Genomic DNA, 23,614 nt, shown 5'->3' on the forward strand with positions numbered 1-23,614 from the left:
TTGGATCGCAAGTTTTCGTTAACCAGGTTGTTCCACTTTATCATACCTTTAGCGCGTTATTGACCGCTGCGAGCCCGCTGGTTGCGGGGGCAGGAGCGAGAAGCGCGTGGGTACGATAGCGGCAGTCCGGATCATCGGTGTGTTAACCAGGCTGCGCCGCAACGTCGCCGGCAACACCCTGGCGATCGCGGCGGCGGCGATGCTGCCGCTGCTCGGCATGGTCGGCGGCGCGCTCGATCTCAGCCGGCTGTACATGACCAAGGTCCGGCTCCAGCACGCCTGCGACGCCGGCGCGCTCGCCGGGCGCAAGCAGATGGGTGGCGGCTCGTGGGACGCGACCGCCCAGGCCAGCGCCACCCAATATTTCTGGGGCAATTTCACCGCCGGCGCCTATGGCAGCGGCGTCACCACGCCCGCCTTCAGCTCGACCGGCTCCAACGTGCAGGGCACCGTCAGCACCACGGTCCCCATGACGGTGATGCAGTTTTTCAAGTTTGGCCCCAGAGCGCTCACCGTCACCTGCGAATCGGCGATGCAATTGCCCAACACCGACGTGATGTTCGTGCTCGACACCACCGGCTCGATGGCGTGCGCACCCAGCGCGTCCGGCAGCTGCAGCGTCACCTCGAGTTCGAAGATCAGTGTGCTCAAGAACGCGGTGAAGTGCTTCTACGAGGCGCTCGCTCAGGCCAAGACCGATGGCACGAACTGCGCCACCAACAGCTATCAGGGTATCAACTCTGGCTCGCAGCTGCGTTTCGGCTTCGTGCCATATTCGTCAAACGTCGACATCAGCCAGCTCAACTTGCCGGCCTCGTATTTCGCCGCCAACTGGTCGTATCAGTCGCGGGCGCGCTCGATCTATTGGACTAACTGGTCGGATACCAATTACAGCTGCTCCAATCAGCCGTCTGATACGGCGATGCAGCGCTATCAGACCACCGGATCCGGCTATAATTGCAAGGTCCAGGTTCAGTACAATTATTGGCTCTACGGCCCGACCAGCGTCCCGATGAACGTCGCGTCGGCACTGTCATCGTTCGCGACCGCCAAGGTGCCCAACACGCCCGCGTCCGCCAACCTCACCGTCGCCGGCATCGGCACCAACGGCGCCGATCGATCAGTGGCCTGGGACGGCTGCGTCGAGGAGCAAACAGTCACCACCGATATCAACCAGGTGCCGGATTCTTCGAAGCCCGCAACGCAATATGGCCCGGTGCTGCCGGACGCGATCTACATGCGGACGGTCTCGTCCTCCAGCTCGCCGGCCAGCAATTCACCCTACACCAAAGCCGCCAGCTACAGCACCGGCGACTACAACAACTCGATGCGCTCCTTCCGCTACTTCTGCCCGACGCCGGCGCAGAAGCTGCAGGGCATGACGGTATGGACGCCCACGGTGTTCGACTCCTACGTCAACACGCTCACTCCCTCCGGCAACACCTACCACGACATCGGCATGCTGTGGGGCGGACGGCTGATCTCCCCGGAGGGCATGTTCAAGTCGGAGAATGCAACCACCTCGAGCGGCGGGGTGATCCAGCGCCACGTGATCTTCATGACCGACGGCGACGCCCAGGCCGGCCCGTGCGACTATTCCAACTACGGCGTTGCCTGGTGGGATCAGCGCACCACCACGACGATGGGAAATTCCTGCTACACCACCGACGACGACAATCTCACCGCGGACGTCAACACCCGCCTTGTCGCGCTCTGCACGGCGGTGAAGAACGAGCCCAACACGCTGCTGTGGGTGATCTCCTTCGGTGGTCAGGGCATCGAGCAGGCCACCAAAGACCGGCTCAAGACCTGCGCCAGCGACAGCGACCACTTCTTCGACGCGACCGACGCCACCGCGCTCAATACCGCCTTCCAGACCATCGCGTCACGCATCGCCCAGCTGAGGCTCGAGCAATGAGCCGCCTGCTGCGCCGTCGCCGCCCGCGCCTACTCGCCCGCCTCAGCCCCGACCAACACGGCGCCACCATCGTCGAATTCGCGATCGTCGCGCCAGTGCTGATCGTGATGCTGCTCGGCTTCTTTGATACCGCGCACACGCTGTACATGAAGGCGCAGCTCAACGGCCTGTTGCAGAAGGCGGCGCGTGATTCGACGCTGCAGGACATGAGCACCGCCGCCGCGGAGGCGGCGCTCGACGCCAACATCACCCGCCAGGTGAAGCTGCTCGCCAAGAATGCCACGGTCGTGCCGACGCGCCGCTTCTACCGCAACTACAATGATGCTGCCGCCAAGGTGCCCGAGAGCTGGAACGACACCAACGGCGACAAGGTGTGCGACAACAACGAATCCTTCACCGACACCAACGGCAACGGCGTCTGGGACGCCGATGGCGGCGACGGCGGCTCGACTTCGTCGACGCCCGGCGGCGGCGCGCAGGACCGCACCATCTACACCGTCAAGGTCTCCTATCCGCACATGTTCCCGCTGTGGAAGTTCATCGGCGCCTCGTCCACCGTGGCACTGAGCGCCACCGCGGTGCTCGCCAACCAGCCCTACAGCGACCAGTCGAGCTACAGCGCCTCGCCAAAGACGCTGCACTGCACATGAGGATGCCTGCCCTGCCCGCCCGCCCGCCGCTGCTCGCCCGATGCTTTCGATTCGCGCGGCTGCGCCAGGACCGGCGCGGCCTTGCCCTGCTCGAATTCGCGCTGGTCTCGCCGCTGATCCTGATCATCGGGCTCACCGGCACCGAATATGCGAACTGGGTGATCACCAAGATGCAGGTCAGCCAGATCGCGCTGCAGATCGCCGACAACGCCTCGCGGATGGGCGTCGCCGGTGCCTCGGGCAAGACGGTGTACGAGTCCAACATCACCGAGACGTTCGCCGGCGGCGAGCTCCAGTCGGCGGCGTTGAAGCTCGGAGCCAACGGCCGCGTCATCCTGTCCTCGGCCGAGCCCACCGACGTCGCCACCGCGACGCCGACCAACTACATCATCCGCTGGCAGCGCTGCTACGGCACCAAGACCAGCCACGCCTCGATCTACGGCCTGCAGGGCCAGACCAGCACGCTCGGCATGGGCGGCACCAACAAGGTCAAGCCGCAGCCCAAGAACGCGACGATGTTCGTCGAGGTCTATTATGTTTACAAACCGCTGTTCACCAAGGTGGTGCTGCCTTCGACGACCTTCGACGAGACCGCGTCGATGGCGGTCCGCGACCAGCGCGTGATCGGCGTCGCACCGACTGCAGTCAACGGCACGACCGCCGCGACCTGTTGAACGGCACGCGTGCCAGCTCACCCTCGTCATCCTGAACTCGTTTCAGGATCCATGGCCCCTCGCGGCCGGCAAGCCCGCGGGTCGTGCGGGCCATGGATGCTGAAACAAGTTCAGCATGACGAAGAGATGAAGAAGCCCCCCTACCCCGCGTCTGGAAAATCCGCCCCCAGCGCCACATCCCGCAGCGATTCGATCTCCGCCAGCCGCTCCTTCAGCTTGGCCGTCACCGCGTCATAGCCGAACTTGCCCAGCACCAGATGCCGCGGCGCCTCGGCGGCTTGCGCCGCGGCAATGATCGCCTCGCCGGCGCGCACCGGATCGCCGGCCTGGGTGCCGCTATAGCCTTTGGTGCTCGCCATCCGCGCCGCAGCGGTCTCGGCATAGGCCTCGATCCGGCTGGGGGTCTGCTGCAGCGAGCGCCCCGCCCAATCGGTGCGGAACGGCCCTGGCTCGACGCAGGTCACGCCAATGCCGAGCGGGCCCACCTCAGCGAGCAGCGCGTCGGACCAGCCCTCCACCGCATGCTTGGAGGCGGCATAATAGCCCGAGCCCGGGAAGCCGACGAGCCCTGCCACCGAGGTGAAGTTGATCACATGGCCGCTGCCCTGCGCACGCATCTGCGGCAGCACCGCACGCGTCAGCGCGAACAGCCCGAATACGTTGGTGTCGAACTGCGCCCTGATGGCGTCTTCCTCGCCCTCTTCGGCGGTCGCCTGATAGCCATAGCCGGCGTTGTTCACGAGCACATCGATCCGCCCGAACTGCGCGATCGCGGCCTTCACCGCGGCGTCTACCTGCTTCTGGTCGGTAACGTCGAGATCGAGCGCCAGCGCGCGATCCTCGATGCCCTGGGCTAGATCGGCGACCCGCTCCTTGCCCCGCGCGGTGATCACCGCGCGCCAGCCCCGATCGAGCACGAGCTTGGCAAGATCGCGGCCGAAGCCGGTCGAACAGCCGGTGATGAACCAGACGGGGGAAGCGGGAAGCGTCATGCGGGGCCTTTCGGGCAAGCGGAGGCATGCTTAACGCAGCGGGATGTCGGCGGGTTCAGCCGCCGGTCGGTCGACCCCGGTGGTGCCGTTCATTGCTCGGCTCGGGCGACGCGAGGCATGGGCCACCCTGGCCGCTCACCTCTCAGCTGCCCGCTACTTCGCCGACGCCCCCGCGGCGGCCTGCCCACCCTCGAGATACGCCCCCACCGTCGCCATCGGCCGCGACAACAGCCCGCCGACCGCTTGGGCGATCATGAGCGACGCGGCGATCACCGCGACGCCGATCGCGCACGACTGGAAGACGGAGGCGAACAGCCGGCTGCGCTCGGCCCGCTCGGCGACATGGGCATGGCCGATCTTGCGCGCGGTCGCACGGCGATCCGCATCCGCCTGCTTCTCGCACGGCGCGCCGGGTCGATGCGCCGGCGGCTTGGCCTCCAGGATGCCGTCGATGTCGATCTTGTCCTGGGTGCGTACCCCGAAAAATTGGTCCTTGCTCCACACCACCCGGCCAATGACGATATGGTGGACGCGGCGGATCTCGATCACCATGCCGGGCCGGCACGGCTGCTCGGACCTCGCCAACAAGCCGCGCGACGACATGTTGTGGATCACCACGTCACCCCAATCGGCGCCGGTGCGCATCCGCGCCCGGACCATCACCTTGCGCCGGGGCTCGCGATTCTTCATGGCCGGCCACCATCGCGATGCGCAGCCAGGGCGGCGCAGGCAGGACATGACAGGGCATGATCAGCGACCATTAACCCTGCCATGACTCACCTGCGTTAATTTTGCGTAACATAGGGCAACATTGCTGACCCCTGTGTCGGTGCCCCCGCCACGAAACGCGAGTTGACCTCGTCGCGCGATCCGCTATAGGCCCGCGCTTGCCGGTGGGCTTGCCCGCCGCGCATCCGTCCAAGACAGCAGGTGCCACGGATTTGCCGCGGCTTAATGTCCTGCCGAGACGGGGACAGGAATTCATGCCGGCTGCGCATCAGCGTGCCCGGTCTGCCGCCCGTTAGCCGGGTGCCTTCCCCATCGATGGACAACCCCGGCGGGGTTTTCCCCACCGGTTTGTAACCGGGCGGGTTGCTTCGGCAATCCGTTCATCGGGTCCCGTCAAAGTACTACTTTGATGGGTGCCCTAAACGTGGAGAATGGCATGGATCGTGCTCAAAAGGCCGCGGCCGTTGCCGAGTTGAACCGTAACTTTGCCGAGGTCGGTGTGGTGGTTGTCACCCGCAATCTCGGCATGACGGTCGCGCAGTCGACGACGCTGCGCAACCGGATGCGGGACGCCGGCGCGACCTACAAGGTCTCGAAGAACAAGCTTGCCAAGATCGCGCTCGACGGCACCGACTATCTCTCGCTGGGCGACATGCTCACGGGTCCGGTCGGTCTCGCCACCTCGATCGACCCGGTCGCCGCTGCCAAGGTAGTGGTCGACTTCGCGAAGACGAACGACAAGTTCGAAATCGTGGGCGGGGCGATGGGCGCGACCCCTCTCGACGTCGCTGGCGTGCAAGCGCTCGCTACCCTGCCCTCGCTGGATGAACTCCGGGCGAAGATCGTCGGCCTCCTCGTTGCCCCGGCAACGAAGCTTGCGACCATCACCCAGGCTCCCGCGGCGCAGATCGCGCGCGTGCTGTCGGCCTACGCCGAGAAGGACAAGGAAGCCGCCTGAGCTTCCTGATCTGGTAATTTCGAACTGACACTTTGGGGCCCAAGTTACACCAGCTCGCGCCCCCAACGGAGAATACACATGGCAGACCTGAACGCGCTGGTTGACCAGCTGAGCGAACTGACCGTCCTCGAGGCCGCCGAGCTCTCGAAGCTGCTCGAAGAGAAGTGGGGCGTGTCCGCCGCCGCTGCCGTTGCGGCTCCTGCCGCTGGCGGCGCTGCTGCTGCCCCGGCTGCTGAAGAGCAGACCGAGTTCGACGTGATCCTCACCGGCGACGGCGGCAAGAAGATCAACGTCATCAAGGAAGTCCGCGCCATCACCGGCCTGGGCCTGACCGAAGCCAAGGCTCTGGTCGAGGGCGCTCCCAAGGCCGTCAAGGAAGGCGTGTCGAAGGACGAGGCCACCAAGGTCAAGGCACAGCTCGAGGCCGCCGGCGCGACCGTCGACCTCAAGTAAGCCATTCGGCTTCATCGCTCTCGGGCGATACGGAAAGGGCGGCCCCTCACAGGGCCGCCCTTTTTGCGTTGCGGTCCAGCAGATGCCTGAACGTGGTGAGGAGGCCGCTTTCACTCCATCGTCGTGCGGTGAAGGCCGGCACCGGCGCGACCTTCACCGCCCCGATCGTTCGCTACCGTTGGATCGCCGCGCCATGCGGCCGCGCCGCGACCTGGTCGTGGGTCCGCGGCGGCTGGTCGAGCCAGAAGGGCGCGAGCTTGGCGGAGTCGACCCGCTCTACCCCGACCACGAATGCCTGGCCGGTCTGCCCCGCCCCCGTCGACGTCTCGTACAGGCAATTGATCGCGACCAGCGGTACGAACATCGGCCGCCCTGCCGCGGTGAGCGACTGGATCGACGCCCGCGGCAAGGCGGTCACCACCCGCAGGGTCCGGCTCTCCCCCGGCTGCAACGCAAACGGCGCTGTCGCTGGCCGCGTGACCGACTGCGCGAAGATGTCCGCAAGATCGGCCTCTTGTCCCGCATGGGCGCTGAGCAAGGTCGCACCGATGCGGATCGCCGACAGCGCGACCGTCCCCTGGTTGGCGACGGTGAGCTCGGCGTCCACCGTCGCGCTCAGCAGGTTCAGCCCCGCGCGCGCCGGGCGTAGCGACAGCGCCACCAGCGGCTGTGCAGCGCCCGCCACCGGGGCCGCCGGCGCGCTGCGGCGGGCCAGCATCGCCGGCGCCGGGGCCGGCACCACCGACGGCGCGACGCCGCCCGGCTCTGGCGCATCCGGCCCTTCGTGTTCCGGCGCCGGTTCGTCGTCCCGATGCTGCGCGACAGCGCGCCGTCGCCACCACCACGCGCCGCCGGCGAGGCCGACCACGACCAGTCCGGCAAGCCACCACGGCCAGCTGCCGCCTTGGTCGGTTTCCGCTGCGGCCGGCGCCGGCGCCACGATCGGGCTAGCCGAGGCGCTTGGCGCTGGTGCCCCGGTCGGTGTCGGCGTCGGCAAGGGAGCCGCTACCGCTGCTGCGACGCTCGGCGTGGCGATCGGCGCCGGTGTGGGCGCCGGCGTTGGCGTGGCGCGCGGTGTCGGCGTTGCCGTCGCAGTCGGTCGCGGGGTCGGCGTCGGTCGCGGGGTTGGACGCGTTGCCGGGCGCAGTGGCGGTGTCACGGTCGGCACCGGCACCACCTCGGCGGGCGCGGGTGTCGGCGTCGTGCTCGGCTGGCTCGATGGCAGGCTGTAATTCTCAAGCCCGGGGATGGTCTGCGGCGCGGTCTGCGGCTGGGTCTGGGCCGTCGCCGGCGCGTGCAGCGCCAGGGTCAGCAAGGAGGCCGTCGCGGCGAGGCGCGCGCGTGCCAGGAGCGTCATGGAAATCGATCTCACCCGAATAATGGTGAACCGCCCTTAGTGAACGGCGCACGACCGCGACCGCCGCTGCGACCAGCCGCCCCGTTCCGACGACGAGTCGAGCTGCTGTTGGATCCTATGCGCGAAGTTTGACAGGTTAGGCCCGCGCGCCTATATTCGCTCCATCACCACAGCTTTCGGGACATGTCGCGCCGTCGCGCAGCGCTTCGTACGAATGGGAAGCTACTGGTTCCAGACGCCAACGGCCGACGCACATGGTTGCGATCGGCTTTTTGGCGTCTTTCCTTGCGTCCCGCCCCGGGGATCATCCGGGGCACGAATTAGCGGCTTCGTGCCGGCATCAACGATCGAGGGCATATAACACCCATGGCAACCAAGGCGATCCAGGGCAGCACCGCCAAGCGGCGCATCCGCAAGATCTTCGGGGACATCCACGAAGTCATCCAGATGCCGAACCTGATCGAGGTTCAGCGCGAAAGCTACGAGCAGTTCCTGCGCTCGGACAAGTCGATCGGCCACGTCTCGGGCTTGGAGAAGACGCTGCGCAGCGTGTTCCCGATCCAGGATTTCGCCGGCACCGCCTATCTCGACTTCGACGATTACGTGCTCGAGCCGCCGAAGTTCGACGTCGAGGAATGCCGCCAGCGCGGCATCACCTATGCCGCCCCGATGCGTGTCACGCTGCGCCTCACCGCGTTCGAGGTCGATCCCGATACCGAGGCCAAGTCGGTCATCGATATCAAGGAGCAGGACGTTTACATGGGCGACATGCCGCTCATGACCGAGAACGGCACCTTCTTCATCAACGGCACCGAGCGCGTCATCGTCTCGCAGATGCACCGCTCGCCGGGCGTGCTGTTCGATCATGACCGCGGCAAGACCCACGCCAGCGGCAAGTACCTCTTTGCCGCGCGCGTCATCCCGTATCGCGGCTCCTGGCTCGATTTCGAGTTCGACGCCAAGGACATCGTCAATGTCCGCATCGATCGCAAGCGCAAGCTGCCGGTGACGGCGCTGCTCTACGCGCTCGGCATGACCAGCGAGGACATCCTCAACCACTTCTACAACCGCGTCACCTATGTGCGCGGCCAGGGCGGCTGGATCATCCCGTTCGCCGCCGAGAACTGGCGTGGCGTCAAGCCGCTGTTCGACATCGTCGACGCATCGTCGGGCGAGGTGGTGTTCGCCGCCCAGCAGAAGATCAGCCCGCGTGCTGCCAACAAGGCGGCCAAGGACGGCCTTACCGAGCTGCTGATCCCGACCGAAGAGATCTATGGCCGTTATTCGGCCTATGACCTGATCAACGAGAGCACCGGCCAGATCTACGTCGAGGCTGGCGACGAGATCGGCGCCGAGAACCTCGAGCTGCTCGACAAGGCCGGCGTCGACACCATCGAGCTGCTCGACATCGACCATGTCTCGACCGGCGCCTGGATCCGCAACACGCTGAAGGCCGACAAGGCCGAGGAACGCGAGCAGGCCCTCTCCGACATCTATCGCGTGATGCGCCCCGGCGAGCCGCCGACGCTTGAGACCGCTGAATCGCTGTTCGCCGGCCTGTTCTTCGATCCGGACCGCTACGACCTGTCCGCGGTTGGCCGCGTCAAGCTCAACATGCGCCTCGACCTCGACGCCGAGGACACGGTGACGACGCTGCGCAGCGAGGACATCCTCGCGGTGATCAAGACCCTGGTTGGCCTCAAGGACGGCAAGGGCGAGATCGACGACATCGACAACCTCGGCAACCGTCGCGTGCGCTCGGTGGGCGAGCTGCTCGAGAACCAGTATCGCGTCGGCCTGCTTCGCATGGAGCGCGCCGTGAAGGAGCGGATGAGCTCGGTCGACGTCTCGACCGTGATGCCGAACGACCTGATCAACGCCAAGCCCGCGGTCGCCGCGGTGCGCGAGTTCTTCGGCTCGTCGCAGCTGTCGCAGTTCATGGATCAGACCAACCCGCTCTCCGAAGTGACGCACAAGCGTCGCGTTTCGGCACTCGGGCCGGGCGGTCTGACGCGTGAGCGCGCTGGCTTCGAAGTCCGTGACGTTCACCCGACCCACTATGGCCGCATCTGCCCGATCGAGACGCCGGAAGGCCCGAACATCGGCCTGATCAACTCGCTCGCCAGCTTCAGCCGCGTCAACAAGTACGGCTTCATCGAGACGCCGTACCGCAAGATCATCGACGGCAAGGTGACCGACGAGGTTGTCTATCTGTCGGCGATGGAAGAGGCCAAGCACACGATCGCGCAGGCGTCGGCCGAACTCAGCGAGAACGGCTCGTTCTCCGAGGAGCTGGTGTCGGCCCGTCAGGCCGGCGAATTCCTGATGGCGCTGCCGGAAACCATCACGCTGATGGACGTCAGCCCTAAGCAGCTCGTCTCGGTCGCCGCATCGCTCATTCCATTCCTGGAAAACGATGACGCCAACCGCGCATTGATGGGTTCGAACATGCAGCGCCAGGCCGTGCCGCTGGTGAAGGCGGAAGCGCCGTTCGTCGGCACCGGCATGGAAGAAACCGTTGCTCGCGACTCCGGCGCCGCCATTTCGGCTCGCCGGGCAGGCATCATCGATCAGGTCGATGCCGCACGTATCGTCGTGCGCGCCACCGGCGAGGTCGATGCCGGCAAGTCGGGCGTCGACATCTACACGCTGATGAAGTTCCAGCGTTCGAACCAGTCGACCTGCATCAACCAGCGTCCGCTGGTGAAGGTGGGCGACGTGGTCAACGCCGGTGACGTGATCGCCGATGGCCCGTCGACCGAGTTCGGCGAGCTCGCGCTCGGCCGCAACGCGCTCGTCGCGTTCATGCCCTGGAACGGCTACAACTATGAGGATTCGATCCTCATCTCCGAGCGGATCGTGAAGGACGACGTGTTCACGTCGATCCACATCGACGAGTTCGAGGTGATGGCCCGCGACACCAAGCTCGGGCCCGAGGACATCACGCGCGATATCCCTAACGTCGGTGAGGAAGCGCTGCGCAATCTCGACGAGGCGGGCATCGTCTATGTCGGCGCCGAAGTGGAGCCGGGTGACATCCTGGTCGGCAAGATCACGCCCAAGGGTGAATCGCCGATGACGCCGGAGGAAAAGCTCCTCCGCGCCATCTTCGGCGAGAAGGCCTCGGACGTGCGCGATACTTCGCTGCGCCTGCCCCCGGGCGTTGCCGGCACTATTGTCGACGTTCGCGTCTTCAATCGCCACGGCATCGACAAGGACGAGCGCGCGATGGCGATCGAGCGCGAGGAGATCGAGCGCCTGAAGAAGGACTCGGACGACGAACGCACCATCCTCAACCGGGCGACCTGGAGCCGCCTGCGCGAGATGCTGCTCGATCAGGTGGCGACGGCGGTGCCGAAGGGCCTGAAGAAGGGCGCGACCATCGACATGGACCTGCTGGACAGCGTCGACCGCCACGAGTGGTGGAAGTTCGCGGTGCAGGACGACAAGGTCCAGGCCGATCTGGAAGCGGTGAAGCAGCAGTATGACGATGCCGCCAAGCTGATCACCGACAAGTTTCACGATCGCCGCGAGAAGCTGGAGCGTGGCGACGAGCTGCCGCCGGGCGTGCTCAAGATGGTTAAGGTGTTCGTCGCGGTGAAGCGCAAGCTGCAGCCCGGCGACAAGATGGCCGGCCGGCACGGCAACAAGGGCGTCATCTCGCGGATCCTGCCGCAGGAAGACATGCCGTTCCTCGCGGATGGCACCCCGGTCGATCTGGTGCTCAACCCGCTCGGCGTGCCGTCGCGGATGAACGTCGGGCAGATCTTTGAGACGCATCTCGGTTGGGCTGCCCGTAATCTCGGCATGCAGGTCGCGAGCGCGCTCGAGGATTGGCGTGAGGCCAACCCGGACGCCAAGGCGGGCGAGATGCCCGACGCGGTCAAGGAGCGGCTCGTGGAAGTCTATGGCGATCACTACGCCGAGGACATCCAGAGTCGCGAGCCCGAGGAGATTGCAGAGCTGGTGCACAACATCCGCACCGGCATCCCGATGGGCACTCCGGTGTTCGACGGCGCCCGCGAGAGCGACGTGTCGGCGATGCTGGAGCTGGCGGGGCTCGATACCTCGGGTCAGTCGGAGCTGTTCGACGGCCGCACCGGCGACATGTTCGACCGCAAGGTGACCGTGGGCATCATCTACATGCTCAAGCTGCACCATCTCGTGGACGACAAGATCCACGCGCGTTCAATCGGGCCGTACAGCCTCGTCACCCAGCAGCCGCTGGGCGGTAAGGCACAGTTTGGTGGCCAGCGCTTCGGCGAGATGGAGGTCTGGGCGCTGCAGGCTTATGGCGCGGCCTATACGCTCCAGGAGATGCTGACGGTGAAGTCCGACGACGTGGTCGGCCGCACCAAGGTCTATGAGGCGATCGTCAAGGGTGACGATACCTTCGAGGCCGGCATCCCCGAGAGCTTCAACGTGCTCGTCAAGGAGATGCGCAGCCTGGGTCTCAACGTCGATCTGAAGAGCAACGAGCTCGATGCCGACGGGGTGGCCATCGCCGCGGAGTAAGCGCTCTTCCTCCCTCTCCGCGTGGGAGAGGGAGGAAAGCGCCGAAGGCGCGGCAGGGTGAGGACGGCACAACGCGCTGCCCTCACCTTCCCACCGGCTGACGCCGGCGGGGCCTTTCCTCTTCCGATGGAAGAGGAGTTCAGATTTCTAAGAGGACAGGTTCATGAACGAACTGACCAACTTCGCCAATCCGGTCGCCAAGGCCGAGACGTTCGACCAGATCCAGATCGGCATCGCCTCCCCGGACAAGATCCGTTCGTGGTCGTTCGGCGAGATCAAGAAGCCCGAGACCATCAACTATCGCACGTTCAAGCCCGAGCGTGACGGCCTGTTCTGCGCGCGCATCTTTGGTCCGATCAAGGATTACGAGTGCCTGTGCGGCAAGTACAAGCGCATGAAGTACAAGGGCATCGTCTGCGAGAAGTGCGGCGTCGAGGTCACCGTCTCGAAGGTCCGTCGCGAGCGCATGGGCCATATCGAGCTGGCCGCCCCGGTCGCGCACATCTGGTTCCTCAAGTCGCTGCCGTCGCGCATCGGCCTGCTGCTCGACATGCAGCTCAAGCAGCTCGAGCGCGTGCTGTACTTCGAGGCCTACATCGTGATCGAGCCGGGCCTGACCCCGCTCGAGAAGTTCCAGCTGCTCACCGAAGACGAGCTCCTCGAGGCGCAGGACCAATATGGCGAGGACGCCTTCTCGGCCGGCATCGGCGCCGAAGCCGTCCGCATCATGCTCGAGAGCTTGGATCTCGAGGGCGAGAAGCGTGATCTGCTCGAAGAGCTGGCCACCACCAAGTCCGAGCTGAAGCCCAAGAAGATCATCAAGCGGCTGAAGGTCGTCGAGAGCTTCCTGGAATCGGGCAACCGCCCCGAGTGGATGATCCTAGAGGTCGTGCCGGTCATCCCGCCCGAGCTGCGTCCGCTGGTGCCGCTCGACGGCGGTCGCTTCGCGACGTCGGATCTGAACGACCTGTATCGTCGCGTGATCAACCGCAACAACCGCCTGAAGCGCCTGATGGAGCTCCGCGCGCCGGACATCATCGTGCGCAACGAGAAGCGCATGCTGCAGGAAGCCGTCGACGCGTTGTTCGACAACGGCCGCCGCGGTCGCACGATCACCGGCGCGAACAAGCGTCCGCTCAAGTCGCTGTCCGACATGCTCAAGGGCAAGCAGGGCCGCTTCCGCCAGAATCTGCTCGGCAAGCGCGTCGACTATTCGGGCCGTTCGGTCATCGTGACCGGGCCTGAGCTCAAGCTCCATCAGTGCGGCTTGCCGAAGAAGATGGCGCTCGAGCTGTTCAAGCCGTTCATCTATGCACGCCTCGACGCCAAGGGTCTCAGCATGACGCTGAAGCAGGCGAAGAAGTGGGTCGAGAAGGAGCGCAAGGAAGTCTGGGACATCCTCGACGAGGTGATCCGCGAGCATCCGGTCATGCTCAACCGCGCGCCGACGCTTCACCGTCTCGGCATCCAGGCGTTCGAGCCCGTGCTGATCGAGGGCAAGGCGATCCAGCTGCACCCGCTCGTCTGCTCGGCGTTCAACGCCGATTTCGACGGCGATCAGATGGCGGTCCACGTGCCGCTGTCGCTGGAAGCCCAGCTCGAAGCGCGCGTGCTGATGATGTCGACCAACAATATCCTGTCGCCTGCCAACGGCAAGCCGATCATCGTGCCGTCGCAGGACATGGTGCTGGGTCTGTACTATCTGTCGATGATGAAGGAAGGCGAGCCGGGCGAAGGCATGCTGATCTCCGACATGTCGGAAGTGCATCAGGCGCTCGAGGCGAAGGCGGTGACGCTCCACACCAAGATCATCAGCCGCGTGCCGCAGACTGACGAAGCCGGTAAGCAGTATATGAAGCGCTTCGAGACGACGCCGGGCCGGATGCTGCTCGGCGAGACGCTCCCGAAGTCGTCGAAGGTGCCGTTCGAGACCGTCAACCGCCTCCTCACCAAGAAGGACGTGGGCGACGTGATCGACGAGGTCTATCGTCACACCGGCCAGAAGGAGACCGTGCTGTTCGCCGACGCGATCATGGCACTGGGCTTCCGGCACGCGTTCAAGGCGGGCATCTCGTTCGGCAAGGACGACATGATCATCCCGGGCGAGAAGATCGCGCTGGTCGACGAGACGCGCGATCAGGTGAAGGACTATGAGCAGCAGTATCAGGACGGCCTGATCACGCAGCAAGAGAAGTACAACAAGGTGATCGACGCCTGGAGCCGCTGCGGCGACCAGGTGGCGAACGCGATGATGAACGAGATCAAGGCGGTCAAGAAGCTCCCCAACGGGCGCGAGAAGGACATCAACTCGATCTACATGATGGCGCACTCCGGTGCCCGTGGCTCGCAGGCGCAGATCAAGCAGCTCGCCGGCATGCGCGGCCTGATGGCCAAGCCGTCAGGCGAGATCATCGAGACGCCGATCATCTCGAACTTCAAGGAAGGCCTCACCGTCCTTGAGTATTTCAACTCCACCCACGGTGCTCGTAAGGGCCTCGCGGACACGGCGTTGAAGACCGCCAACTCGGGCTATCTCACCCGCCGCCTCGTCGATGTGTCGCAGGATTGCGTCATCATCGAAGAGGATTGCGGCACCGAGCGCGCGCTCGAGATGAAGGCGATCGTTCAGGGTGGCAGCACCATCGCGTCGCTCGGCGAGCGCATCCTTGGTCGCACGACGGCCGAGGACGTGGTCGACGCCAAGACCGGCGAGATCGTCATCCCGACGGGCACGCTGCTCGACGAGCCGATGATCACCCAGATCGAGAAGATCGGCATCCAGGGGATGAAGATCCGCTCGCCGCTGGTCTGCGAGAGCAAGATCGGCGTTTGCGGCAAGTGCTACGGGCGTGATCTCGCCCGCGGTACGCCGGTGAACATCGGCGAAGCGGTCGGCGTCATCGCGGCGCAGTCGATCGGTGAGCCGGGCACCCAGCTGACCATGCGTACCTTCCACATCGGTGGCGCGGCGCAGCTCAACGAGCAGTCGAACCTCGAGGCGCCGGTCGACGGCACCGCGGAGTATCGTGATCTGCGCATCATCGTCGACCAGCGTGGTCGCCGCGTGGTGCTCAGCCGCTCGGGCGAGATCGCGATCGTCGACATGGACGGCCGCGAGCTGGCGGTGCACCGTATCCCCTACGGCGCCTATGTGATGTTCGACGATGGCCATGTGCTGTCGAAGGGCGATCGCATGGCGGAGTGGGATCCGTTCACCATGCCCGTGATCACCGAGAACCCGGGCATCGTGAAGTTCCAGGATCTGATCGAGGGCAAGACGCTCACCGAGCAGACCGACGAAGCCACCGGTATCGCCCAGCGTGTCGTCACCGAATATCGCATCACCACCAAGTCCAAGGAGGATCTGCGTCCGCGCCTGACCCTGCTTGACGATACCTCGGGTGAGTCCGGCCGCTACATGCTGGCGTCGGGCGCGACCCTGTCGGTGGAGGATGGAGCGCAGGTCCAGGCCGGTGACGTGCTGGCGCGTGTCAGCCGCGAAGCCGCCAAGACCCGCGACATTACCGGTGGTCTGCCGCGCGTCGCCGAGCTCTTCGAGGCCCGCAAGCCGAAGGAGAATGCGATCATCGCCAAGGTCTCGGGCCGGGTTGTGTTCGGCAAGGACTATAAGGCCAAGCGCAAGATCGGCATCCAGCCCGAGGACGGCGGCGAGGTCGTCGAGTATCTGGTGCCGAAGTCGAAGGTGATCGACGTCCAGGAAGGCGATTACGTCAAGCGTGGCGACAATCTGATCGGCGGCAGCCCGGATCCGCACGACATTCTCGAGGTGCTCGGCATCGAGCCGCTCGCGGAATATCTCGTGTCGGAAATCCAGGAAGTGTACCGACTGCAGGGCGTGAAGATCAACGACAAGCACATCGAGACGATCGTTCGTCAGATGCTGCAGAAGGTCGAGATCACCAATGGCGGCGACACGACGCTGCTGGCGGGCGAGCAGGTCGATCGCGAGGAAATGGACGCGATCAACGAGAAGCTCGAGGCCAATCAGGTGCGGGCCGAGGGTAAGCCGATCCTGCTCGGGATCACCAAGGCGAGCCTGCAGACCCGGTCGTTCATCTCGGCCGCGTCGTTCCAGGAGACCACCCGCGTTCTCACCGAGGCGGCGGTTCAGGGCAAGCAGGACACGCTGATGGGCCTCAAGGAGAATGTCATCGTCGGCCGCCTGATCCCGGCGGGTACAGGCGCCGGCATGAACCGCCTGCGGGTTGCGGCGACGTCGCGCGATGCGGCGCTTCGGGTCCAGCAGCGCAAGCTCGCCGAGGTGCTGATCGCGCCCGCCAGCGCAGCCGAGCTGCGGGCCGCCGAGAATGCCCGTTCGGTGCGCGACAGCGCCGGCACCGGCGACGATCCGCTGGCCGAGGTCGTGACCTCGGGCACCGGCACCGACGCCGATGCAGGCGAGTATCTGAACGACTGATCGTTCGGGTAACGCGACAAGAAAAACCGCCGTCCGGGATGCCGGGCGGCGGTTTTTCGTTGGTGCGGAGAACTGCCGGGATGCTCACCGACACGCGGGCCGTGCTGCCTCGGTAATGAGATGCGGAATGCAGGAGGCGGGCACCCCCCCTGCCCGCTCCCGTAGCAGGCCTAGATCAGCCCTGGCCCTGTTTGAGGCCGTAAGCGGCCGCATCCAACTTGTCGCGATCGTTGCCGACATTGGCGATCAGCTCGCGCGCCTGCGCCGGGGTAATGTCGTGCTTGGAGGCGAAATACTCCACCTCATAGCCTTCCCCGGCAGCCACGGTGCGGCGGTCGGCACCGCCGGTCTTGCCCTTGTCGTCGCTCATGATCGCATTCTCCTCTGCCCCATCAAAGCGGCACGCCGGGCAGAGTTCCGGTTCGGCGCCACCGGTTGCAGGCGGTTGCGCAGACGCTAAGGACACGATCATGGCCGTCACCGACATCGCCACGCGCACCTACAACCACGGCTGGCGGCTCGACCCGATCGTCCGCAGCCTGCTCGACACGGATTTCTACAAGCTGCTGATGCTGCAGATGATCCGGCATGGGCATGACAACGTGCGCGCCGAATTCTCGTTGATCAACCGCACCGCGAGCGTGCGGCTTGCCGAGGTGATCGACGAGGCCGAGTTGCGCGAGCAGCTCGATCACGCCCGTACGCTGCGCTTCACCAAGAAGGAGCTGATCTGGCTCGCCGGCAACAGCTTCTACGGCAAGGCGCGGATGTTCTCGCCGAACTTCGTCGCCTGGCTCGGCGAGTTCCAGCTGCCGCCTTACGAGCTGAGCCGCGCCGACGGCCAGTTCATCCTGCGCTTCGACGGAGCGTGGACCCACACCACCATGTGGGAGATCCCTGCCCTCGCGATTATCAACGAGCTGCGGGCCCGCGCGGCGCTGCGCGGCAAGGGCCGGTTCGCGCTCGACGTGCTCTACGCCCGCGCCAAGGCCAAGCTGTGGGACAAGGTGGAGCGGCTGCGCGAGCTGCCCGAACTGCGGCTGTCGGATTTCGGCACGCGGCGACGGCACAGTTTCCTGTGGCAGCGCTGGTGCGTCGAGGCGCTCAAGGAAGGGCTCGGCGAGCGCTTCATCGGCACTTCCAACGTGCTGCTCGCGATGGACAACGATCTGGAGGCGGTCGGCACCAATGCGCACGAGCTGCCGATGGTCCTGGCGGCGCTGGCCGCCGACGATGCCGGCGTCGCTGCGGCACCCTATCGCGTGCTCGAGGAATGGCAGGCGCACTATGACGGCAACCTGCGCATCGTGCTGCCCGATGCGTTCGGCACGTTGGCGTTCCTGCGCAATGCGCCGGCGTGGCTGACGGACTGGACCGGCTTCCGGCCCGACAGCGCCCCGCCGGTCGAGGCAGGCGAACAGATCATCGCCTGGTGGCAGGCGCAGGGCCGCGACCCACGCACCAAGCTGCTGATCTTCTCCGACGGGATGGATGTGGACACGATCGAGGCAACCTACCGCCATTTTGATGGCCGCGTCCGGATGAGCTTCGGCTGGGGCACCAATCTTACCAATGACTTTCGTGGCTGCGATCCGGACGGCGCGGTTGGGCTTGAGCCGATCTCGCTCGTTGCGAAGGTTACCCACGCGAACGGCCGGCCGGCGGTAAAACTGTCCGACAACCCGACGAAGGCCACTGGCGAACCGGGCGAGATCGAGCGCTACCTGCGCATCTTTGGCGAGCAAGGGCGCGTTGCGACCGCGGTACACGTCTAGCCACGCGGCTCAAGCGCAGCGCCGGACTGCCCGCGCTGCCATATAGTCGCCGGCGAATGCCTCGCTTGCGCGGCCCAGCGACGCCAACGGCGCCCCGCGCTTGCTGACGAGCGGCACTGCCACCGGCTGGGGCGCGGCCCAGCCCAGCGAGGCGCCAGGCACGGGCCTAACCAGCCGATCATCCAAACCGCAGGCGATCGCGATGCGGTGGGCGAAACCAGCCCAGCTTTCCGCCTCGCCGTTGCTGAAATGCCATAGCCCGGTGGCGCCGTCGATCAGCAGGTCCAGTGCGCCGTCCGCGAGATGGGGCACGAAGGTTTGGGCTGACGATGTAGTCCTCGGCCGCCACGAACCGAGCCCCGAACGATAGCCTGTCCGCCACTGTCACAGCGAAATGATGCGGATCGTGCGCCGTGAACAGTGCGGCGGTTCGAACGATCAGCGCCCCCGGCAATCCGGCGCAGCCCTGCTCCATCGCCACCTTGCTGCGGCCGTAAGCGTTGAGCGGGCGCGGTGCATCGCTCTCACGATAGGGCGCGTCTGAGCTACCGTCGAACACCAGGTCGCTGGAAAAGCCGAGATAGCCGATACCGCGTGCGGCGCATGCCTCGGCGAGCGCGATCGCGCCGGAAGCGTTGACACGCAAGCAGGCGGCTTCGTCGCGCTCCGCGTCATCGACCTTGCCGTATCCCGCCGCATTGACCACCGCCCACGGGCGCTAACTGTGCAGCGCCGCGGCCATGCTGGCAGGACGTTCGAGATCGAGCAGGTCGCGGGTCGTGATCACGCAGGCGATGCCGCGGGCCGCGCAGGCGCGCACGAGCGCCTGCCCCAGCGTGCCCCGTGGCACCGCAAATCAGCAGCGGCTGGGCCTGTTCATTGCCCGCGGCAGCAAGCAGTCCTACGTGACGGGTGATCGCGGGATAGATGATCCGTTGTGGCAGGCGCCACCATCCATGTCCTGACATCGCCGGATGTCGCGGCGCAGCCTCCGGCAGTCCCTTCCATAAGCTGGGAGGGCTGTGGGGCGCGGCAGACCGCCGGAAACGTGGTAGACGCCCGCCTCTTAAAGTCCCGGGCGGGTGAGCAGCGTGTTCCAGCCGTGACTGCCCAGCAGCGACCAGGCGGTGACGGCCTGGATGTCGACGCCGTCGATCTTGAGTGCGTTGGCCGTATCCCAGGCCTCGGCCGCCCCGCGCATCTGCTCCTCGCGGGTGCAGCCGTTGTGCACCTCGTTGATCGCGATCGGCACACGGTAGCGCTGCCACGCCGCGCGCAGCGCGCTGGCAAGCCCTTCCGACGCCGGGTCGAGCACCCGCACCGCTTCGGTATCGGCATAGGTCAGCCGGCCATTGCCACCGTGGGTTGCGGCGTCATAGCGCTGCAGGCGGTGATCGAGGAAGCGGTCGCTGGTGAGGCAATGGTTCACCCCGATCACGTCCGGCGGACAAGAATCGTCCGCGATCCGCCGCAGGCGATCGCCCAGCCCATGAAGCTCGATCCGAGCCCATAATGGATGATGCGGCGTCACCATGCCGAACAACAGATCCCAGCCGGCCCAGCGGCGGACGTTCTCGAAGGCCGCCTGTTCAGCGAGCCTGACGGTGGAATAGACTCTCCCCAGATCATCGGTCTGGATCAGCCGCGCGCGTGGCTTGACCTGCCGCACCGCCTTCATCGCCAGCCGCACGCCGTCGATCTGGTTGATCAGCGCACGCCAGAATGATGCCTCATCGCGGTGATGGGGATACCAGTGACGATACAGGCCGGTGAAACGCGCGATGGTCAGCGGCTCGTTGACGGGGGTCCACTCCTCGATCCAGTCATACCGCTCTGCCACTTGGCTCGCGAACGCCGCGAGCTTTGGCGCGAACGCATTGTCGCGCAGATCGGTATGGCCGGGGCCGCTGCCGTGATGGACCAAACCGGCGATGGGACGGATGCCGAGGGTGCGCAAGGCGCCAAGCCGCTCGTCGGTCCAACGCCAATCCTCCGTGCCGGGACCATCGGGTGCAACGCGCTCCCACAGCACGGGATAGCGCAGTGCCTGGACCCCAGCGCGGCGACCAGGTCGAGGTCTGCGGCGCGATCATGGTGACCGTTGAGCCTCGACTGGTCGGTGTAACCCTCGTGCGTCTGGTTCACCGTGCATTCGAGGCCGCCCCACAATTTAAGCCGCGTCATTGCACGACCCTTTGTCGCCCTGCCCCGAACGGCTCCTGCCGCGGCATCGTTCCCCAAATCGTGTTGATGCAAGTTACGGTCGTTCGCTTTCCGGAACATTTATCGGGCCGTGCCGGTTGCTTAACAGATATTCAGACAGTGAGGGGTGTCCGTGAACGTGCAGCTTCCGCCCATCGGCGTTTCCAATGACTCTTTGTTTCCGCCAAAAGATGAGCGGCCGACCCTGATCTGTTTCAGCCACCTGCGATGGGCGTTCGTCTTCCAGCGTCCGCAGCACCTGATGACGCGCTTTGCCGCGAGCTATCGGGTGATTTTCTGGGAAGAACCGATCTTCGTCGAGGGTCTTGGCGAAGCGCGCCTGCAGCAGAGCATCTGCACGACCAGCGGCGTCATCGTGATGACTCCTGAGCTCGATGCGGCCCGACGCGCTCCCGAGGACGCGCAGCTCTCGCAGCTGCTGGATATCGCGATGGCGGGCACCACCGGCACGCTGGTCCGCTGGTATTACACCCCGATGATGCTGCCCTTCTCGGATCATCTCGCCGCGGATTGCACCGTCTACGACTGCATGGACGAACTGTCCGCGTTCAGAAACGCGCCCCCGGAACTGCTGGTGCGCGAGCAACGCCTGCTCGAGCGTGCTGATATCGTCTTCACCGGGGGCACCAGCCTGTATGAAGCCAAGCGCGATCGTCATTCCAACGTCCACGCCTTTCCTTCCAGCATCGACGTACCGCATTTCGCCCGCGCGCGCGGCGAAGTAGAGACGCCCGCCGATCAGGCCGCGATCATCGGACCGCGGCTCGGCTTCTGCGGCGTCATCGATGAGCGGATGAACCTCGATCTGCTGGCCGCTATCGCGGATGCCCATCCCGAATGGTCGCTGGTGGTGATCGGCCCGGTGGTGAAGATCAGCGAATCCGATCTGCCCTGCCGCGGCAATATCCATTATCTCGGCAGCAAGGCCTATGCCGAGCTCCCCGACTATATGGCGGGTTGGGACGTCGCGCTGATGCCCTTCGCGATCAACGAAGCAACCCGCTTCATCAGCCCGACCAAAACGCCCGAATATCTTGCCGCCGGCTGCCCGGTGGTCTCCACACCGATCGCCGACGTGGTCCGTCACTACGAGAACCTTGCCGGTGTGAAGATCGCCGACACCGCAGCATCGTTCGTCGCTGCGTGCGAGGCAGCAATGGCGATGCGCAGCGCCGGTACCGCGTTTCGCGACGAGGCCGATGCGATGCTGGCGCGCGGGTCGTGGCGGAGCACCGCGCTCGAGATGGCAGCGCTCATGGACAGCGAGGTCGCAGCCCGCGACAAGATCGAGGCAGTGGTGTCGCCGACCACCTGGCCCGCACGACGCGAGCGGTACGACGTCATGGTCGTCGGCGCCGGCTTTGCCGGGGCGGTGATGGCCGAGCGGCTGGCCCGTGGTTCGGGCAAGCGCGTGCTGGTGGTGGACCGTCGCCCGCATATCGCCGGCAATGCCTTTGATCATCTGGACGAGGCCGGCGTGCTGATGCACCAATATGGCCCGCACATCTTCCACACCAACTCGCAGGATATCGTCGACTATTTGTCGCGCTTCACCGAATGGCGCCCCTACGAGCATCGCGTCCTCGCCGATGTCGACGGCAAACAGGTGCCGATGCCGATCAACCGCACCACGCTCAACATGCTGTACGATCTGGATCTGACCACCGACGCGGAGGTCGACGCCTTTCTAGCCAGCCGGGCCGAGCCAGTCGAGCCGATCCGCACCTCCGCCGACGTCGTCGTCTCCAAGGTCGGGCGCGAGCTCTATCAAACCTTCTTCCAGGGCTATACCCGCAAGCAGTGGGGCATGGACCCGTCGGAGCTCGACAAGTCGGTCACCGCGCGGGTGCCGACCCGCAGCAACACCGACGATCGCTATTTCACCGATAGCTTCCAGGCGATGCCGCTCGAGGGCTACACCCGGATGTTCCAGCGGATGCTCGATCACCCGAACATCGACCTGCTGCTCGGCGGCGATTACCACCAGGTGCGCGGAGCCTATCCGCACGACCATCTGGTGTTCACCGGGCCGATCGACGAATATTTCGGCCATCGCTACGGCAAACTGCCCTACCGCTCGTTGCGCTTCCAGCACGAGACGCTGGCCCAGGAATGGCTGCAGCCGGTCGCGGTGATCAACTATCCCCAGGAAACCGTGCCCTATACAAGGGTGACCGAATACAAGCACCTCACCGGGCAGACGGCGGCAAAGACGAGCGTTACCTATGAGTTCCCGAGCGCGGAGGGCGATCCCTATTACCCGATCCCGCGCGACGAAAACCAGGCGCTGTACAAACGCTATGAGGCGCTCGCGATGGCGGAAAGCGGGGTGAGCTTTGTCGGCCGTCTGGCGACCTATCGCTATTACAATATGGACCAGGTGGTGGGCCAAGCGCTGGCGACCTACCGCCGGCTTGCCGCCGGCTGGCAGGAACAGTCTGCACCGGCATCGTCGTCGATCGCCCCATCGGCAGCGCTGGTCGATCGCGATGCCGCCTGAGCAACGGGAGCATGACCGACAGACCACAGCCGAACGCCATCATCATGGTGGCGGACGCAGATGCGTTCGAAGCAGGCTATGTCTCGGCAACGCTCGGCGCACGCGGCATCGAGGTGCTCGGTCCTTTTGCCGACCTGACGGCGGCGCAGCTCGCTCTTGACAGCGAGCCGAGGCTGACCGCCGCGGTGATCGGCCAACCTTCGGCGGCAGCTGCCGCGCCGCTGACCGCGGCGTTGCAGCGCCGCGTCGTGCCCTATCTATTGTTACTACCCTATCCCGGGATTCGGTCCGGCGTGGCGGAAACAGGTACACCGCGGCTGATCAAACCCTTCGCTGCGTATCAGGTGGCAGATTGGGTAGCGGGCGTACTCGCAGATCAGGAGTCCGCCACCCCATCGCCTGAGGAAACCATTCGCCTGCGCGCGGTATGAG

17 protein-coding genes are annotated in these 23,614 nt (G+C 65.5%); 10 read left to right on the forward strand and 7 right to left on the reverse strand.

Annotated features, from left to right (window positions below):
* Nucleotides 1-106: 106 nt before the first annotated feature.
* Genes AC07M8_RS13265 through AC07M8_RS13275 form a run of 3 tightly spaced genes read left to right on the forward strand, consistent with a single transcriptional unit; the run spans nucleotide 107 to nucleotide 3,242 of the window.
* Nucleotides 107-1,918: a TadE/TadG family type IV pilus assembly protein gene (locus AC07M8_RS13265; protein WP_495174801.1), complete on the forward strand. Its 1,812-nt coding sequence runs from the start codon at nucleotides 107-109 to the stop codon at nucleotides 1,916-1,918.
* Nucleotides 1,915-2,568 carry a TadE/TadG family type IV pilus assembly protein gene (locus tag AC07M8_RS13270; protein ID WP_495174802.1) on the forward strand — a complete coding sequence of 218 codons (654 nt, stop codon included), beginning with the start codon at nucleotides 1,915-1,917 and terminating at the stop codon, nucleotides 2,566-2,568. Before AC07M8_RS13265 ends, AC07M8_RS13270 begins: the two co-directional genes overlap by 4 nt.
* Nucleotides 2,565-3,242 carry a TadE/TadG family type IV pilus assembly protein gene (locus tag AC07M8_RS13275; protein WP_495174803.1) on the forward strand — a complete coding sequence of 226 codons (678 nt, stop codon included), beginning with the start codon at nucleotides 2,565-2,567 and terminating at the stop codon, nucleotides 3,240-3,242. The genes AC07M8_RS13270 and AC07M8_RS13275 overlap by 4 nt, the downstream gene beginning before the upstream one ends.
* A gap of 140 nt (nucleotides 3,243-3,382) precedes the next feature.
* On the opposite strand, the gene AC07M8_RS13280 is transcribed toward AC07M8_RS13275, so the two are convergent.
* Entirely contained in the window at nucleotides 3,383-4,234 is an 852-nt protein-coding gene (locus tag AC07M8_RS13280) for an oxidoreductase (protein WP_495174804.1), read from the reverse strand.
* A gap of 153 nt (nucleotides 4,235-4,387) precedes the next feature.
* A complete protein-coding gene (locus AC07M8_RS13285) occupies nucleotides 4,388-4,924 on the reverse strand; it encodes a PilZ domain-containing protein (protein ID WP_495174805.1) in 537 nt (178 codons plus the stop codon).
* 475 nt (nucleotides 4,925-5,399) lie between these two features.
* On the opposite strand from AC07M8_RS13285, the gene rplJ reads away from it, so the two are divergent.
* Both rplJ and rplL read left to right on the forward strand, forming a co-directional pair.
* Complete coding sequence (rplJ, locus tag AC07M8_RS13290; protein ID WP_267393757.1) at nucleotides 5,400-5,921, forward strand: 50S ribosomal protein L10; 522 nt, start codon at nucleotides 5,400-5,402, stop codon at nucleotides 5,919-5,921.
* Between the two features lie 78 nt (nucleotides 5,922-5,999).
* Complete coding sequence (gene rplL / locus AC07M8_RS13295) at nucleotides 6,000-6,374, forward strand: 50S ribosomal protein L7/L12 (RefSeq protein WP_267393755.1); 375 nt, start codon at nucleotides 6,000-6,002, stop codon at nucleotides 6,372-6,374.
* A gap of 172 nt (nucleotides 6,375-6,546) precedes the next feature.
* Here the strand turns inward: rplL and AC07M8_RS13300 are convergent, their stop codons facing one another.
* Nucleotides 6,547-7,731, reverse strand: coding sequence for a hypothetical protein (locus tag AC07M8_RS13300; RefSeq protein ID WP_495174806.1), 1,185 nt, complete (start codon nucleotides 7,729-7,731; stop codon nucleotides 6,547-6,549).
* Between the two features lie 366 nt (nucleotides 7,732-8,097).
* On the opposite strand from AC07M8_RS13300, the gene rpoB reads away from it, so the two are divergent.
* Together rpoB and rpoC are read left to right on the forward strand one after the other, a co-directional pair.
* Nucleotides 8,098-12,246 (forward strand): DNA-directed RNA polymerase subunit beta, encoded by a 4,149-nt coding sequence (gene rpoB, locus AC07M8_RS13305; protein ID WP_495174807.1) that lies wholly within the window; start codon nucleotides 8,098-8,100, stop codon nucleotides 12,244-12,246.
* Between the two features lie 163 nt (nucleotides 12,247-12,409).
* On the forward strand, nucleotides 12,410-16,684 hold the full coding sequence (gene rpoC, locus AC07M8_RS13310) for a DNA-directed RNA polymerase subunit beta' (RefSeq protein WP_495174808.1): 4,275 nt from the start codon (nucleotides 12,410-12,412) through the stop codon (nucleotides 16,682-16,684).
* A gap of 175 nt (nucleotides 16,685-16,859) precedes the next feature.
* Here the strand turns inward: rpoC and AC07M8_RS13315 are convergent, their stop codons facing one another.
* The gene (locus tag AC07M8_RS13315; RefSeq protein ID WP_495174809.1) at nucleotides 16,860-17,054 is read right to left on the reverse strand and encodes a DUF3606 domain-containing protein; all 195 of its coding nucleotides are present in this window, start codon (nucleotides 17,052-17,054) and stop codon (nucleotides 16,860-16,862) included.
* A 100-nt stretch (nucleotides 17,055-17,154) separates the two neighbouring features.
* Here AC07M8_RS13315 and pncB point away from each other — a divergent pair, with 100 nt between their 5' ends.
* Nucleotides 17,155-18,459, forward strand: coding sequence for a nicotinate phosphoribosyltransferase (pncB, locus tag AC07M8_RS13320; RefSeq protein WP_495174810.1), 1,305 nt, complete (start codon nucleotides 17,155-17,157; stop codon nucleotides 18,457-18,459).
* Between the two features lie 178 nt (nucleotides 18,460-18,637).
* On the opposite strand, the gene AC07M8_RS13325 is transcribed toward pncB, so the two are convergent.
* The 3 genes from AC07M8_RS13325 to AC07M8_RS13335 all read right to left on the reverse strand — a co-directional run bounded on the left by AC07M8_RS13325 (nucleotide 18,638) and on the right by AC07M8_RS13335 (nucleotide 20,491).
* Nucleotides 18,638-19,165 carry a sugar nucleotide-binding protein gene (locus tag AC07M8_RS13325; RefSeq protein ID WP_495174811.1) on the reverse strand — a complete coding sequence of 176 codons (528 nt, stop codon included), beginning with the start codon at nucleotides 19,163-19,165 and terminating at the stop codon, nucleotides 18,638-18,640.
* Between the two features lie 12 nt (nucleotides 19,166-19,177).
* Nucleotides 19,178-19,309, reverse strand: a complete 132-nt coding sequence (locus AC07M8_RS13330; protein WP_495174812.1) for a hypothetical protein — start codon at nucleotides 19,307-19,309, stop codon at nucleotides 19,178-19,180.
* A gap of 216 nt (nucleotides 19,310-19,525) precedes the next feature.
* The gene (locus AC07M8_RS13335; protein WP_495174813.1) at nucleotides 19,526-20,491 is read right to left on the reverse strand and encodes a glycoside hydrolase family 1 protein; all 966 of its coding nucleotides are present in this window, start codon (nucleotides 20,489-20,491) and stop codon (nucleotides 19,526-19,528) included.
* Nucleotides 20,492-20,923: 432 nt separating this feature from the next.
* Between AC07M8_RS13335 and glf the strand changes: the two genes are divergently transcribed.
* Both glf and AC07M8_RS13345 read left to right on the forward strand, forming a co-directional pair.
* Complete coding sequence (gene glf, locus AC07M8_RS13340; RefSeq protein WP_495174814.1) at nucleotides 20,924-23,182, forward strand: UDP-galactopyranose mutase; 2,259 nt, start codon at nucleotides 20,924-20,926, stop codon at nucleotides 23,180-23,182.
* Between the two features lie 11 nt (nucleotides 23,183-23,193).
* Entirely contained in the window at nucleotides 23,194-23,613 is a 420-nt protein-coding gene (locus AC07M8_RS13345; RefSeq protein ID WP_495174815.1) for a hypothetical protein, read from the forward strand.
* Nucleotide 23,614 lies beyond the last annotated feature (1 nt).

It is taken from the genome of Sphingomonas sp. GW821-FHT09E03, from assembly GCF_059416225.1.

Excerpts from the sequence above, each read along its gene's own strand:
- AC07M8_RS13275 (WP_495174803.1), top strand. The coding sequence starts at position 2,565 with ATGAGGATGCCTGCCCTGCCCGCCCGCCCGCCGCTGCTCGCCCGATGC.
- AC07M8_RS13300 (WP_495174806.1), bottom strand. The coding sequence starts at position 7,731 with ATGACGCTCCTGGCACGCGCGCGCCTCGCCGCGACGGCCTCCTTGCTG.
- AC07M8_RS13315 (WP_495174809.1), bottom strand. The coding sequence starts at position 17,054 with ATGAGCGACGACAAGGGCAAGACCGGCGGTGCCGACCGCCGCACCGTG.
- AC07M8_RS13270 (WP_495174802.1), top strand. The coding sequence starts at position 1,915 with ATGAGCCGCCTGCTGCGCCGTCGCCGCCCGCGCCTACTCGCCCGCCTC.
- rpoB (WP_495174807.1), top strand. The coding sequence starts at position 8,098 with ATGGCAACCAAGGCGATCCAGGGCAGCACCGCCAAGCGGCGCATCCGC.
- glf (WP_495174814.1), top strand. The coding sequence starts at position 20,924 with ATGACGCGCTTTGCCGCGAGCTATCGGGTGATTTTCTGGGAAGAACCG.
- rplJ (WP_267393757.1), top strand. The coding sequence starts at position 5,400 with ATGGATCGTGCTCAAAAGGCCGCGGCCGTTGCCGAGTTGAACCGTAAC.
- pncB (WP_495174810.1), top strand. The coding sequence starts at position 17,155 with ATGGCCGTCACCGACATCGCCACGCGCACCTACAACCACGGCTGGCGG.
- AC07M8_RS13285 (WP_495174805.1), bottom strand. The coding sequence starts at position 4,924 with ATGAAGAATCGCGAGCCCCGGCGCAAGGTGATGGTCCGGGCGCGGATG.
- AC07M8_RS13345 (WP_495174815.1), top strand. The coding sequence starts at position 23,194 with ATGACCGACAGACCACAGCCGAACGCCATCATCATGGTGGCGGACGCA.
- rplL (WP_267393755.1), top strand. The coding sequence starts at position 6,000 with ATGGCAGACCTGAACGCGCTGGTTGACCAGCTGAGCGAACTGACCGTC.
- rpoC (WP_495174808.1), top strand. The coding sequence starts at position 12,410 with ATGAACGAACTGACCAACTTCGCCAATCCGGTCGCCAAGGCCGAGACG.
- AC07M8_RS13280 (WP_495174804.1), bottom strand. The coding sequence starts at position 4,234 with ATGACGCTTCCCGCTTCCCCCGTCTGGTTCATCACCGGCTGTTCGACC.